The sequence below is a fragment of the Nocardiopsis eucommiae genome (genome assembly GCF_965344335.1).
Taxonomy (GTDB): domain Bacteria; phylum Actinomycetota; class Actinomycetes; order Streptosporangiales; family Streptosporangiaceae; genus Nocardiopsis; species Nocardiopsis eucommiae.
This window is the reverse complement of the sequence record NZ_CBDRIY010000014.1, coordinates 92,136-106,004: the sequence shown is the minus strand read 5'-3', so window position 1 is coordinate 106,004 and position 13,869 is coordinate 92,136. Positions and strand designations below refer to the sequence as shown.

General features: G+C 71.8%; 13 protein-coding genes. 8 read left to right on the top strand and 5 right to left on the bottom strand.

The window, feature by feature from the left end; all coding sequences use genetic code 11:
• Window positions 1–84 precede the first annotated feature (84 nt).
• Genes ACRWK8_RS11445 through ACRWK8_RS11430 form a run of 4 tightly spaced genes read right to left on the bottom strand, consistent with a single transcriptional unit; the run spans window position 85 to window position 4,077 of the window.
• Window positions 85–858 (bottom strand): triose-phosphate isomerase, encoded by a 774-nt coding sequence (locus tag ACRWK8_RS11445; protein WP_378748476.1) that lies wholly within the window; start codon window positions 856–858, stop codon window positions 85–87.
• Window positions 855–1,343 (bottom strand): ribose-5-phosphate isomerase, encoded by a 489-nt coding sequence (locus tag ACRWK8_RS11440; RefSeq protein WP_431870129.1) that lies wholly within the window; start codon window positions 1,341–1,343, stop codon window positions 855–857. The genes ACRWK8_RS11445 and ACRWK8_RS11440 overlap by 4 nt, the downstream gene beginning before the upstream one ends.
• The gene (locus ACRWK8_RS11435; protein WP_431870127.1) at window positions 1,343–3,109 is read right to left on the bottom strand and encodes a dihydroxyacetone kinase family protein; all 1,767 of its coding nucleotides are present in this window, start codon (window positions 3,107–3,109) and stop codon (window positions 1,343–1,345) included. Before ACRWK8_RS11435 ends, ACRWK8_RS11440 begins: the two co-directional genes overlap by 1 nt.
• Window positions 3,106–4,077: a sugar phosphate isomerase/epimerase family protein gene (locus tag ACRWK8_RS11430; RefSeq protein ID WP_378748492.1), complete on the bottom strand. Its 972-nt coding sequence runs from the start codon at window positions 4,075–4,077 to the stop codon at window positions 3,106–3,108. The genes ACRWK8_RS11435 and ACRWK8_RS11430 overlap by 4 nt, the downstream gene beginning before the upstream one ends.
• A gap of 159 nt (window positions 4,078–4,236) precedes the next feature.
• Between ACRWK8_RS11430 and ACRWK8_RS11425 the strand changes: the two genes are divergently transcribed.
• The 5 genes from ACRWK8_RS11425 (at window position 4,237) to ACRWK8_RS11405 (ending at window position 9,324) form a co-directional block, all read left to right on the top strand.
• On the top strand, window positions 4,237–4,968 hold the full coding sequence (locus tag ACRWK8_RS11425) for a GntR family transcriptional regulator (protein WP_378748496.1): 732 nt from the start codon (window positions 4,237–4,239) through the stop codon (window positions 4,966–4,968).
• Between the two features lie 270 nt (window positions 4,969–5,238).
• Window positions 5,239–6,138, top strand: a complete 900-nt coding sequence (locus ACRWK8_RS11420) for a tripartite tricarboxylate transporter substrate binding protein (protein WP_431870124.1) — start codon at window positions 5,239–5,241, stop codon at window positions 6,136–6,138.
• Entirely contained in the window at window positions 6,135–6,698 is a 564-nt protein-coding gene (locus tag ACRWK8_RS11415) for a tripartite tricarboxylate transporter TctB family protein (protein WP_378739980.1), read from the top strand. Before ACRWK8_RS11420 ends, ACRWK8_RS11415 begins: the two co-directional genes overlap by 4 nt.
• Complete coding sequence (locus ACRWK8_RS11410) at window positions 6,695–8,317, top strand: tripartite tricarboxylate transporter permease (protein WP_378739978.1); 1,623 nt, start codon at window positions 6,695–6,697, stop codon at window positions 8,315–8,317. The genes ACRWK8_RS11415 and ACRWK8_RS11410 overlap by 4 nt, the downstream gene beginning before the upstream one ends.
• Entirely contained in the window at window positions 8,314–9,324 is a 1,011-nt protein-coding gene (locus ACRWK8_RS11405) for a 4-hydroxythreonine-4-phosphate dehydrogenase PdxA (protein WP_431870121.1), read from the top strand. Before ACRWK8_RS11410 ends, ACRWK8_RS11405 begins: the two co-directional genes overlap by 4 nt.
• A gap of 84 nt (window positions 9,325–9,408) precedes the next feature.
• On the opposite strand, the gene ACRWK8_RS11400 is transcribed toward ACRWK8_RS11405, so the two are convergent.
• Window positions 9,409–10,431 (bottom strand): alcohol dehydrogenase catalytic domain-containing protein, encoded by a 1,023-nt coding sequence (locus ACRWK8_RS11400; RefSeq protein ID WP_378739974.1) that lies wholly within the window; start codon window positions 10,429–10,431, stop codon window positions 9,409–9,411.
• Between the two features lie 164 nt (window positions 10,432–10,595).
• Between ACRWK8_RS11400 and ACRWK8_RS11395 the strand changes: the two genes are divergently transcribed.
• From ACRWK8_RS11395 to ACRWK8_RS11385, 3 genes are read left to right on the top strand one after another with little or no spacing between them, the layout of a single operon-like run.
• Window positions 10,596–11,048 (top strand): helix-turn-helix transcriptional regulator, encoded by a 453-nt coding sequence (locus tag ACRWK8_RS11395; RefSeq protein WP_378739972.1) that lies wholly within the window; start codon window positions 10,596–10,598, stop codon window positions 11,046–11,048.
• 10 nt (window positions 11,049–11,058) lie between these two features.
• Window positions 11,059–11,469 carry a VOC family protein gene (locus ACRWK8_RS11390; protein ID WP_378739970.1) on the top strand — a complete coding sequence of 137 codons (411 nt, stop codon included), beginning with the start codon at window positions 11,059–11,061 and terminating at the stop codon, window positions 11,467–11,469.
• On the top strand, window positions 11,466–13,856 hold the full coding sequence (locus tag ACRWK8_RS11385; protein WP_378739966.1) for an ATP-binding cassette domain-containing protein: 2,391 nt from the start codon (window positions 11,466–11,468) through the stop codon (window positions 13,854–13,856). The genes ACRWK8_RS11390 and ACRWK8_RS11385 overlap by 4 nt, the downstream gene beginning before the upstream one ends.
• Window positions 13,857–13,869 lie beyond the last annotated feature (13 nt).

The following is a 13,869-nucleotide window of genomic DNA, read 5'->3' as shown; positions in this document are numbered from 1 at the left end:
CGGTCCGCGTCCTCCGGACGGGAACGACAGCGGTCGGCGGGGAGCGGGCGTCCCGCTCCCCGCCGCCGGGACCGGCCGCGCGACTCAGCCCGTCGCGTCGGCATGGCGCCGCCCGGTCGCCAGGAGATCCAGGTAGCCCTCGATCTCCCAGGCCGAGCGGCCGACGAAGAGTCCGCCCACGCCGGGGACCCGCAGCAGGTCGGCCGCGTTGCCGGTGGTGACCGATCCGCCGTACAGGACGGCCCTGACGCGGTCGCCCCACTCCGCGGCGAGGGCCCCGTGCACGGCGGCGACCTCCTCCGGACGCGGCTCCCGGCCGTGCTCCCCGATCGCCCAGATCGGCTCGTAGGCGACCAGCACTTCCTCGAGGCCGCCGGGACCGGAGGGGAGGCCACCGAGGGCGGACTCCACCTGCCCGAGCACGTGGTCCACGGAGCCGCCCCGCGCGAGGACCTCCGCGCTCTCGCCACAGCACACCAGCGGGGTCAGCCCGTGGCGTAGGGCGGCGCGGACCTTGCGGCGCACGGTCGCGTCCGTCTCGCCGAAGTGCGCGCGCCGCTCCGAGTGGCCGATCTCCACGATCCGGGCCCCGGCGTCGGCCGCCTGCGGCACCGACAGCTCTCCGGTCCAGGCGCCCTCGTCCTCCCAGTGGGCGTTCTGGACACCGGTCAGGACGGGACCCGCCCCGAGGACGGCCGACACCTCGGCCAGGGCCGTCGCCGGGGGAATGACGAAGGCGGTGACCCCCGGCACGCCCGCGCCGACCTCCGCGAGCAGGCGTCGCGCGTAGGCGACGGCCTGCACCCGGGTCTTGGTCATCTTGAAACTGGTGCCGATCCAGAGCTCGGGCCGACTCACCGGCCCGAGGCTCCGCTCCCGGACGGCCCCGCGCCCGGCTCGTAGGAGGACAGCGCCGCCACCTTCCCGGCGGAGGGCGAGGACGTGTCGAAGCTGTAGGTCAGCCACTCGCGCACCAGTCTGCGACCCAGTTCGATCCCGACCACCCGCTGGCCGAGGCAGAGCACCTGGGCGTCGTTGGACAGGACCGACCGTTCGACCGAGAACGAGTCGTGGGCGGTGACGGCGCGCACCCCGGGCACCTTGTTGGCGGCGATGGCCACGCCGAGGCCGGTGCCGCACACGAGCACGGCCCGGTCGACCCGGCCCTCGGCGACCAGGCGTGCCGCCTCGACCGCCACGTGCGGGTAGTCGGTGTCCTGGTCGGAGGCGACCCCGACGTCGATCACCTCCGCCACTCCGGTGTGGGATGTGAGGTCCGCCTTGAAGACCTCCTTGTAGTCGAAGCCCGCGATGTCGGAGCCGACGGCGACGCGCATCAGCATCAGTGGTTCTCCTCTTGGAGGTCGGGTGTGTGTCGGGGGTGTGTGTCCCGCTGGAAGAGGGGGGTCAGCGCGGTGACGATCAGCGAGAAGGAGACCGCCCCGGCGTCGGGGGTGCCGAGGCTGTTGTCTCCGTGTGCCCGGGCCCGTCCCAGCCGGGCCGGGATCGAGGCCGTGGCGTCGGCCGCGCGGCGCGCGGCGGCGGCTCCCTCGGCCCAGGCCGCGTCCGGGCCCGCGTCACCGAGGGCCGAAGCCCACCGGTCCACGAAGGGCAGGGCCGCGTCGACGAGCGTCTTGTCGCCGGGGCTGGCCCCGCCGAGGCGCACCACGGCGTCGACCGCGGCCCTGGCACCCGTCACGGCGCGTTCGGGTCCGACCCTCCCGTTGTCTCCGAGCGCCGAGCCCAACGCGGTCAGTGCCGCTCCCCAGAGAGCGCCCGACGTGCCGCCCGCGCTCTCCGACCACGCGGCACCCGCGCGCGTCAGGACGGTGCGCGCTCCGGCACCGAGCACGACGGCCCGCTCCGCGGCCCCGACCGCGGCCTCCGCCCCGCGCCGCATACCGATGCCGTGGTCACCGTCCCCGGCGACGGCGTCGATAGCGCCGAGTTCGCGCTCGTGGGTCGCGACGGTGTCACGCACGGTTCCCAGCGCCTGGGCGATCAGCGCCCCGAGCGCCCGTGAGGGTGCGTCCCCTGGGGTGACCGGCGGGGTCCGCCGGGCCGCGGCGAGGTCGTCGGTGCGTGCAGGGCGGGGCGGGAGGTGGCCGCGCCGGAAGGCGGGTGTCACGGCGGGGGCCCTCCAGAGCCGCTCCAGTTCGGGGTCGAGGAAGGTGAGGGTCAGGGAGAGCCCCGCCATGCCCAGACTGGTGATCTGTTCGTCCACGACCGGGGCGACGACGGTGAGGCCCTCGGCGGCGAGCCGTTCGCTCACCCTGCGGTGGACGACGTACAGCTCCTCGTACTTGGTGGCGCCGAGTCCGTTGAGGATCAGGGCCACACGCTCGGAGCCGCCCACGGCCCCGGCGGCCGCGCCGCGTTCGGCCAGCACACCGTCCACCAACAGGTCGGCGACCTCGTCCGCGGTCGGCAGGGGGCGCTGCTCGATGCCGGGCTCACCGTGGATGCCCAGTCCCACCCCCATCCGGCCGGCGTCCACCGTGAACAGGGGCCGGTCCGCGCCCGGGAGCGTGCAGCCGTCGAAGGCCAGACCCAGGGACCGGGTGGCGGCGTTGGCCCTGGCCCCGGCGCGGTGGACCTCCGCGATACCGAGCCCCGCCTCCGCCGCCGCGCCCAGGATCTTCAGGACCGTGAGGTCACCGGCGATGCCTCTGCGCAGGGCGGTCTCGTCCGCGGGCCCGGAGGCGACGTCGTCGGTGACCGCGAGGACGCGGACGTCCATCCCCTCGGCCCTCAACTGCTCGGCCGCCTGCCCGAAGTGAAGCACGTCGCCCGCGTAGTTCCCGAAGCCGAGGACCACGCCGCCGCCGTTCTCCGCCGCGCGCGCGACGGAACAGATCTGGGAGGCGGAGGGCGAGGAGAAGATGTTGCCGCAGGCGGCCCCGTGCGCGAACCCGGGGCCGACCCAGCCCGCGAACGCCGGGTAGTGGCCGGTGCCGCCGCCGAGGACCGTGGCGACCTGCCCGTGCGGGGTGGCGGAGGCCCGCACCGCTCCCCCGTGGATGACGCGGACCTCGTCCGGGTGCGCCGCGCCGAATCCCGCGAGCGCCTCGGCCGCGAAGTCCGCCGGGTCGTTGACCAGGAGCGTCATGCCCGAGCCTCCTCTCCGGCCTGGGCCGCCACGGGGAGTTTGACGGCGAGGAGGCGGCGCACGTACTCACGGTTGCGCGCCGAGACCCCCAGCCCGTCGCCCCCGTAGTGCTCGGTGCAGACCGGACCGTCGAACCCGGCTCCCAACACGAGCTCGAACGCCCTCCGGTAGTCGATGACACCGCCCTCCAGCGGGGCGGGCACGGTGAAGTAGGCACCGGTCGCGGGGTCGAAGTCGCGGTGGTAGTTCTTCACGTGCCAGTAGTTGACGTACGGCAGGACCGGGACCAGCAGTTCCTCCCAGTGCGGCATGGGACGGTGCAGACGGACCAGGTTGCCGATGTCGGGGTTGATCCCCACGTTGGGGAGTCCGATGTCGCGGACCATGCGGACCGCGCTCTCCGGGGTGCCGAGGTAGGTGTCCTCGTACATCTCCAAGGACAGGCGCAGCCCGTGTCGGGCCGCGCGTTCACCGGCGATGCGCAGGCGCTCGACCGCCAGCGACCAGGTGCGCTCGTCGTCCACCGGGTCCGCGCCGCCGGGCTCGTGCCAGAACCAGAGGGCCCGCCGCTGTGCCAGGGTCAGGGGCCGGTGCAGTCCGGCGCACACGACGGTGGTGCCCAACTCGGCGGCGGCGTCGACGGTGCGCAGCAGGTAGTCGAGGTTGTCCTGGGCGACGGCCGGGTCGGGGTCGATCACGCTGCGGCGTGTCACGGAGATCGCGGAGACGCCGAGGTCGTGGGCCCCGAGGGTGCGGGCCAGTTCGCTCAGGCGCTCATGGGAGAGGTCCCCCGGACGCAGCCAGCGGTCGGTGAGGTCCACGTGGGCGAACCCCTCGGCGGCCACCTCGTTCAGTACGGCGGACCACGTCGCCGCCGGTGCGTCCTGCACCGGCGTGCCGTCCGGTGCGGTGTCGGGGAACTGGAGGAGCGCGGCACCGATCGGCCAGTCCTGCGCGGTATGGGGCATCGTCGTCTCCGGGGGTCGGTCCTGGGGGCCGTGCGAGCCCGGCGCGGGTCGAGTGGGATGACCCGACGGGCTTGGAATCATAGACCCTATAGGATCTTTCCGATGCCGAACAGAGTTGACCGACGAGTCACGCAGCCGTCGGGCTAGGATCTGGTGGAGATGAACAAAAGAGAGACCACCTCCACCGGGGGTTCAACCACGAAGGGCGCCGTGGTCGCCCGCCGCGCCCTTCGGGACGGCGTGTACGACGCGATCCTGGAGAAGCTGCTCGACGGCTCCGCACCCCCGGGGAGCTCCCTCGGCATCGACTCCCTCGCCCGCGAGATGGCCGTCTCCCCCACACCAGTGCGCGAGGCCCTGGTCCAGCTGGAGCACACCGGCCTGGTGTCGCGCGTGGCGCTCAAGGGCTACCGGGTCGCCCCGCCCATGACGCCCGAACAGCTGGAGGAGCTCTTCGACATGCGCACGATCCTCGAGGTCGCGGCGGTCGAGCGCGCCGCCGGGCACTCCGACGACCTGCTGCCGGAGCTGCGTGTGGCCCACGCCCAACACGTCCTCGCGGCCCACAGGGTGCGTGAGGTGCGCGGAGCGGGCGAGACCCCTCCCGACTTCGCCGACCTGCGCGACTACTTCGCCGCCGACTGGGAGTTCCACCTGACGATCATCAGGGCGGCGGGGAACCGTTTCCTGACACAGTCGGCCGAATCCCTGAGCGCGCACGTCCACCGGCTCCGACAGACCGTCCAGCACGGGACGATGGACATGGACCAGGCGATCGCGGAGCACACCGCGATCCTCGCCGCCTTCGAGACCGGCGACCCCGAGGCCCTTCGCGCCTCCATGCGCTCCCATCTGGAGGCGGTGGCGCGCCGGGCCTCGGCGGAGGGCTGACTCCGCACAGCTCAGCGCGGCGGTGGGCCCCCTCCGACTCCGGAGGGGGCCCACCGCCGTCCCGTGTTCGTTCGATTTTGTTTCGCCCCCTTGTCATTCCTGTGTCAGACACCTAGCTTGGTCCGATATCCAATAGGATCTTTGATGTCGTGCTGGTTGCGCGTCAGAGAGCTCCTCCACCCCCCGGACGCAAGAGGGCCTGACATGAAGCCATCACCGCGCATGGCACTGGCAGCGCCAAGCGCCTGCATCCTGCTCGCGGGATGCACGGTGTTGAACGCCAGCCCCGCTCCCCCCGACGACTGGACCCCCCGGGGTTCGGTCTCCGCACTCGTCGCCTTCGCCCCCGGCGGCGGCAGTGACCGCTCCGCCCGCGTCGTGGCCGAGGCACTCAACGACCTCGACGCCGGGTTCAACGTCAACGTGGAGAACAGGGAGGGGGGCTCCGGCGCGGTCGGCTGGGCCACCTTCATGTCCGAGCAGGGCAACGGCAACGCGCTGCTCGTGGCCGAGAGCGCCCTCAACACCCTGCCCCTCGTCTACGACGTGCCCTTCACCTACCGCGACTTCACCCCTCTGGTCATGTTCGCCCAGGACTCACGGATGGTCGTCGCCTCCAGTGACGCCCCCTACGAGACCTGCGCCGAACTGATCGAGGCCAGCCAGGACCAGACGGTCAAGACCGGGTCGAGCGGCCGAACCGGCGCCGACTCCCTGGTCACGGCGGAGTTTGCGCGCAGCGGCGGACAGTTCTCCGTCGTGCCCTACGGATCCACCGGCGAAGTCCTCACCGGACTGCTCGGCGGCCAGATCGAGGTGGCTCCGGCCAGCGCCGCCTCCGCCAAGCCCTACGTGGAGAGCGGCGACTTCAAGGCGCTGTGCACGCTCAGCGAGGAGCGGTACGACGACCCCGTGCTGGGCGACGTGCCCACCGCCGTCGAACAGGGCCTGGACGCCGAGGTCACCATCTGGCGCGGTGTCCTGGCCCCCGACGGGATCGCCCCGGTCCAGCGGGACTACTGGATCGACTCGATCCTCGAGGCCATGGAGTCCGACACCTACCACGACTACATCAGGGACGACCTCCTCATCCCGGCCGTCCTCGCCGGTGAGGAGTTCGAGGAGTACCTGGCGGAACACGACGAGCAGATGGCGGAGGTGTTCCAGTGAGCGGCGACGCCACACCCCTCCCCGCGAGTGCGGGGACCGGCGGCGCGACCAGGGCCCGGCCCTCGGTCCTCGCCGCGCACGCCGCGCTGTCGGTCCTCGGCGCGCTCTTCCTCCTCGGCTCGTTCGCCTACCCCTTCACCGCTGAGGACGGGACCGTCGGTCCGGGGGCGCTGCCCCGCGTGGCCGGTCTGGCCCTGGCCGTCATCGGGGTCGTGCTCCTGTACCGGGAGGCGCGCACCGGGACGGTCCTGCGGGGCGACGGCCACGTGGAGGAGGACTCCGGGCACTCCGCCGAGGAACTGCGGGCGATCCGCCGCAAGCTGGCCGTCGTCTCGGCGGCCCTGGTCTGCACCGGTGCGCTCATCCCCTTCCTGGGCATCCTGCCCGCACTGGCCGTCCTGACCCTGTTCCTGACCATCGGCGTCGAACGCCTGCGCTGGCCCGTCGCGCTCACCGCGTCCGTCGGCGTCCTGGTCGTGTGCTATCTGCTGTTCGTCGTACTCCTGAGGGTCCCCCTTCCCCTCGGCGTCTTCGATCCGACCCTGTGGAGCGCCCCGTGATCGACAACCTCGTCGTCGGTTTCAGCGCCGCGCTCACTCCGGAGAACCTCTTCTGGTGCTTCGTGGGCGTCCTTCTCGGCACGGTCATCGGCATCCTGCCCGGCCTCGGGTCAGCCACGGGCGTGGCCATCCTGATCCCGGTCACCCTCACCTTCGACCCGCTCACCGCGCTCATCATGCTCGCGGGCATCTACCACGGCTCGCAGTTCGGAGCCACGACCACCGCCATCCTGGTCGCCACACCCGGCGAGGCGTCCTCAGTGGTCTCGACCTTCGACGGCTACCGCATGGCGCGCGCCGGACGGGCGGGACCCGCCCTGGCCATCTCCGCGATCGGTTCGTTCACGGCGGCGTTCGTCGCGCTGATCGCCCTGACCACGCTGGCACCGATCTTCGCCGACATCGCCCTCGGCTTCGGCCCGCCCGAGATCCTCGCCGTGATGGCCCTCGGTCTCTGCACGATCGTGGTCTTCTCCGGGGGCAACCTCCTGATGGGCGCCGCCCTGGGCCTGGTCGGGGTCCTGATCTCCAGCGTGGGGGTCGACGTCGGCTCGGGGACACCCCGGTACACCTTCGACCAGGTGGGCCTGTTCGGCGGTCTGCCCTACGTCGAGGTGATGATCGGGCTCTTCGCCATCGGGGAGCTCCTCAACCAGCTCCACCGGGGCATGGCCACCCCCATCCGCGCGCGTTTCCGCGACCTGCTCCTCACCCGGGAGGACCTCCGCCGCTCGGCCCCGGCGACGGCACGCGGCACCCTCGTCGGGTTCGTCCTCGGCTGCCTGCCCGGAGCGGGGACCACCCTCGCCTCCTTCATGGCCTACGGAGTCGAGAAGCGGTTCTCCCGGAACCGCGCCCAGCTCGGAACGGGAGCGATCGAGGGTGTGGTCGCCCCCGACGCGGCCACCAGCTCGGGGTCCAACGCCAACTTCATCCCGACGCTGGTCCTGGGGGTCCCCGGTGGCGCCACCACCGCCGTCCTCCTCGGCGCCTTCCTGGTGTACGGCATCCAACCCGGGCCGCTGCTCTTCGAGAACCAGCCCACGCTCGTCTGGGGCCTGCTGGCCTCGTTCTTCATCGGCAACGCCATCCTGCTCCTGCTGAACCTGCCGCTGGCACCGGTCTTCGCCCAGCTCCTGCGGATCAGGTACTCGATCCTCTACCCGCTGATCATCGTCACGAGCCTGGTCGGCGCCTACTCGATCAAGAACAGCATGCTGAGCGTGTGGATCGTCATCGTGTTCGGCTTCGTGGGCTACGCGATGAAGCGGCTCAACCTCCCCGTGGCGCCCCTCGTGCTCGGCCTGGTCATCGGCCCTCTCTTCGAGACCGCGCTGGTGCAGACCTCGGCGCTGGGCGAGGGCTCGGTCCTGCCCCTGCTCGCCTCCAGCGGCACCGCGCTCGCCATCCTCGGGGTGGCCCTGCTGCTGATCGTCGGCCCGGCGGCCGTGAGGGCGCTCCGGTCCGCGCGCCGGGGAGACGGCGGTGCCAACGGCCACGACGACACCGACACCACCGGGATCACCGAGGCGGAGACCTCGGGCTCCACCGACGGCCACGCCGCGAACGACGGCGCCGACACCGCTCACCAGCCCCCACCGCCAGAAAGGCAGTCATGACCACTTCTTCGCAGCCCCGCCCCCGCGTCGCGATCACCCTGGGGGACCCGGCGGGGGTCGGACCCGAACTGATCGCGAAGCTGCTCTCCCGCCCCGAGAACACCGGGGCCGCCGACATCGTGCTCGTCTCCGACCCTGAGGAGCTGCGGTCGGCGGGCGAGGACGCCGGGGTCGCGATCGAGTACGGCGACGCCGGAAGCGGGCTTCCGGTCCTGTACGACAACGGGGCCGCCCGCCCCGCCGGGAGCGAGGGCGGCTTCGAGCGCCGCGCGGCGACCGAGGCGGGTGGCAGATGGGCACTGGCCAACCTCGCCGTCGCCCTCGACATGGCCAAGGACGGCCGGGTGGACGCCATCCTCTTCGCGCCGCTCAACAAGTCGTCCCTGCACCTGGCCGGGATGACGGAGAACGACGAGCTGCGCTGGTTCGAGGAGGTGCTGGGAGTCGAATCCTTCACCTCCGAGCTCAACGTCCTGCCCGGCCTGTGGACCGCGCGCGTGACCTCACACGTGTCCATCGCGGACGTGCACTCGGGCATCACACGCGACAACGTGGTGGAGGCCGGTCTCCTGCTCGACCAGGTACTGCGCGGCTCCGGGCTGGACTCCCCGAGGATCGGCGTGTGCGCGCTCAACCCGCACGCCGGGGAGAGCGGCAGGTTCGGCCGCCACGAGATCGACGTCATCGGTCCCGCCGTCGCCGATCTCGCGGGTCAGGGGCTGGACGTCAAGGGTCCGTTCCCCTCGGACACCATCTTCCTGCGCGCCAGGAGCGGTGAGTTCGACGGTGTCCTGACCATGTACCACGACCAGGGCCAGATCGCCATGAAGCTGATGGGCTTCGACGGAGGGGTCACCATCGCGGGCGGGCTCCCGGTCCCGATCTGCACGCCCGCCCACGGCACCGCCTTCGACGTGGTCGGGCGGGGCGTGGCCAACACCGGGTCGGTGCAGAACGCGTTCGACCTGGCCGTGAGCATCGGCGGTCGGCGGTCCGTCGACGCCTGACCCCGGCTGCCGGTGCCCCGGAGGTGAACCTCCCCGGGGCACCGGCCCGAGGGGACTCGGCGCGCCCCCTCGGGTCCCGTCGTGTCAGGGCTGGACGAGGACCTTGAGGACCTCGCGCTGGTCCATCAGCCGGTAGGCCTCCGAGACGCCGTCGAGGTCGGAGGCGTGGTCGAAGACCAGGCCCGGGTGGACGTTCCCCTCCAGGACGTCGGGGAGCAGTTCCTCGATGTAGGCGCGCGCGGGGGCGGGGCCGCCGGTGAGGGTGACGTTCGCGGCGAACATCGCCGAGATCCCGATCGGTCCCCGCTCGTACTGGGGCAGGCCCACGCGGCTGACGGTGCCGCCGACGCGGGCCACGCCCAGAGCCGTCTCGTAGGCGTCCAGCTGGCCGACGGCCTCGATCACCGTGTGGGTGCCCTCGCCCCGGGTCAGTTCCCGGACCCGCTCCACGCCCTCCTCACCGCGCTCCGCGACCACCTCGACGGCCCCGAACTCCCGGCCCAGGTCGGTGCGGTCCTTGTGGCGGCCCATGAGGATGATCTCCTCGGCGCCCCTCCTCCTGGCGGCGAGCACGGACAGCAGGCCCACAGCACCGTCCCCGACGACGGTGACCGAGGTGCCGGGTCCGACCCCGGCGGTCACGGCGGCGTGGTGACCGGTGGGGTAGACGTCGGCCAGGGTCAGGAGCGAGGGCAGCAGAGCGGACTCCTCCCGCACGGGCAGCCGGACCAGCGTGCCCTGGGCCTGGGGGACGCGGACCACCTCGGCCTGGGCGCCGCTGAGCAGCCCCCCGTTCGCGCAGGAGGTGTGGAGTCCCTCCCGGCACAGTCCGCAGGTGTGGTCGGCGTAGGAGAACGGGGACACCACGAGGTCTCCGGGCCGGACCCAGGTGACCTCGGGTCCGGTCTCCTCCACGACGCCGACGAACTCGTGCCCGGCACGGACCCCCTCCTCGGAGGCGGGCATGCCCCGGTAGGCGTGCAGGTCGCTGCCGCACACGCACGTGCGCACCACGCGCACCAGGGCGTCAGCGGGATCGACGAGCTCCGGATCGGGCACGTTCTCCACCCGTACGTCACCGGCGCCGTACATCAGGGCCGCTCGCATCGGTTGCCTCCTTCGGGGTCCGGCCCGGCTGCCCGTGACCGAAAGTGATCCATTGGTTACGACTGGCAAGATAGCGTGTCGGGCCACGCCCCGTGGCGGGTTCCACGGGGTCCGGAAGCCCCCTCCGTCGGGTCGTCTGGAGTCCGTCGTCACCCCGTGGCACGATGAGTCCCGTGACCAGTGGATCCGCCTCCGACAGGCACCTGAGTGACCTCACGCGTCTGCGGCGCGTCCGCGACCGGATCGACCGGGAGTACGCGCTGCCCCTGAACGTCGAACAGCTCGCCAGGGACGCCCACATGTCGGCGGGGCACCTCAGTCGCGAGTTCAGGCGGGCCTACGGCGAATCGCCGTACTCGTACCTCATGACCCGGCGCATCGAGCGCGCCATGGCGCTGCTGCGCCGTGGCGACCTCAGCGTCACCGACGTGTGCTTCGAGGTCGGCTGCTCCTCCCTGGGCACCTTCAGCACCCGTTTCACCGAGCTGGTCGGGGTGCCGCCCAGCACCTACCGCCGACAGGCCGTGGGCGAGGCGGAGGGCATGCCCTCGTGCGTGGTCCGACAGGTCACCAGACCGATCAGGAATCAAGAAGCGCGGCGTCCCGGCCAGTCGTAGTGTGACCAGCATGGACATCAAGATCAACGCCAGTTTCCTGCCGCACACCGACCCGGAGGCCTCGCTGGCCTTCTACCGGGACGTCCTCGGGTTCGAGGTCCGCCTCGACGTCGGGTACGAGGGGATGCGCTGGATCACGGTGGGGCCGGTGGGGCAGCCCGACACCTCCGTGGTCCTGGAGCCCCCGGTGGCCGATCCCGGGGTCACCGACGAGGAGCGCCGGGTCATCACCGAGATGATGGCCAAGGGGACCTACGCCTTCCTGAACCTGGCCACCCCGGACCTGGACTCCACCTTCGAGGAGATGGTGGCGAAGGGCGCCGAGGTCGTCCAGGAACCCACCGAACAGCCCTACGGCGTCCGTGACTGCGCCTTCCGCGACCCGGCCGGCAACCTGGTCCGGATCAAGGAGGACCGTTGACCGTCGGGGAGCCGACCGCGCCACATCCGGCGGACGTCCACGAACTGATCCGGGTGCACGGGGCCCGGGAGAACAACCTCCGGGACGTCGGCATCGAGATCCCCAAACGCCGTCTGACGGTGTTCACCGGAGTCTCCGGGTCGGGCAAGAGCTCGCTCGTGTTCAGCACGATCGCCGCCGAGTCGCAGCGGATGATCAACGAGACCTACAGCAGCTTCGCGCAGGGGTTCATGCCGTCCATGCCCCGCCCTGACGTGGACGTGCTCGACGGGCTGACCACCGCGATCATCGTCGACCAGGAGCGTCTGGGCGCCGACCCGCGCTCCACGGTGGGCACCGCCACCGACGCCAACGCGATGCTGCGCATCCTCTTCAGCCGCCTGGGACAGCCGCACGTCGGCTCCCCGCAGGCGTTCTCCTTCAACGTCGCCTCGGTCCGGGCCAGTGGCGCCATCACGGTGGAGCGCGGCGACCAGAAGACGGTGCGGCAGACCTTCACCCGTACCGGCGGCATGTGCGTCAACTGCGAGGGCCGGGGCAAGGTCACCGACTTCGACCTGCGTGAGCTCTACGACGACTCCAAGTCGCTGTCGGAGGGGGCGTTCACCATCCCCGGCTGGAAGTCGGACGACTGGTGGACCGTGCGGACCTACAAGGCGTCGGGCTTCTTCGATCCCGACAAGCCGATCCGCGAGTACACCGAGCAGGAGATGCGGGACTTCCTCCACCACGAGCCGGTCAAGGTGAAGGTCGAGAAGTCGAACCTGACCTTCGAGGGTCTGATCCCCAAACTCCGCAAGTCGTTCCTGTCCAAGGACAAGGAGGCGATGCAGCCGCACATCCGGGCGTTCGTGGAGCGCGCGGTGACCTTCACCGACTGTCCCGTCTGCGGCGGGACGCGGCTCAGCGAGGCGGCCCGGTCGTCGCGGATCGGCGGGGTGAACATCGCCGAGGTGTGCGCGATGCAGATCAGCGACCTCGCCGCGTGGGTGCGGGACCTGGACGAGCCGTCCGCCGCTCCCCTGCTGGAGGCGCTGCGCCGCACCCTGGACTCGTTCGTGGAGATCGGGCTGGGCTACCTCTCGCTCGACCGGGCGGCCGGGACGCTGTCGGGCGGTGAGGCCCAGCGTACGAAGATGATCCGCCACCTGGGGTCCTCGCTCACCGACACCACGTACGTCTTCGACGAGCCCACCGCCGGGCTGCACCCGCACGACGTGGAGCGGATGAACCGGCTGCTGCTGCGGCTGCGCGACAAGGGCAACACGGTGCTGGTGGTGGAACACGAACCGGACACCATCGCGATCGCGGACCACGTCGTGGACCTGGGTCCGGGCGCCGGTGCGGAGGGCGGCACCGTGTGCTTCGAGGGCACGGTCGAGGGGTTGCGGAGCAGCGGCACCACCACCGGGCGCCACCTCGACGACCGGGCCGCCCTCAAGGAGGAGGTGCGCGTCCCCACCGGCCGCTTCGAGGTCCGCGGCGCGGACACGCACAACCTGCGCGACGTGGACGTGGACATCCCGCTGGGGGTGCTCACGGTGGTCACCGGGGTAGCCGGGTCGGGCAAGAGCTCCCTCGTGCGGGGGTCGCTGGTCGAGGGGGCCTCGGCCGCGGAGGCGGGGGTGGTGGCAGTCGACCAGAGCCCCATCCGTGGCTCGCGGCGCAGCAACCCGGCGACCTACACCGGGCTGCTCGAACCGGTCCGCAAGGCGTTCGCCAAGGCCAACGGGGTCAAGCCCGCGCTGTTCAGCGCGAACTCCGAGGGTGCCTGCCCGGTCTGCAAGGGTGTCGGCGTCGTCTACACCGACCTCGGGTTTATGGCCAGCATCGCCTCCACCTGCGAGGAGTGCGACGGCAGGCGGTTCGACCCCTCGGTGCTGGAGTACCGCCTGGGCGGACGCGACATCAGCGAGGTACTCGCGATGTCGGTGACCGAGGCGGCCGGGTTCTTCGGGGAGGGCGAGGCACGGACCCCCGCCGCGCGGAGGGTCCTGGACCGGCTGGCCGACGTGGGACTGGGCTACCTGCGCCTGGGGCAGCCGCTCACCACGCTGTCCGGCGGTGAGCGGCAGCGGCTCAAGCTGGCCGTCCACATGGCCGAGGAGGGCGGCGTGTACGTCCTGGACGAGCCGACCACCGGCCTGCACCTGGCCGACGTCGACCACCTGCTGCGCCTGCTGGACCGGCTGGTGGACTCCGGGAAGTCGGTGATCGTGATCGAGCACCACCAGTCGGTGATGGCGCACGCCGACTGGATCATCGACCTCGGCCCGGGGGCGGGACAGGACGGTGGCCGGGTGGTCTTCGAGGGCACCCCGGCGCAGATCGTCGCGGACCGCTCCACGCTCACCGGTCAGCACCTGGCGGACTTCGTCGGGGGATGACGGCGGGGTCAGG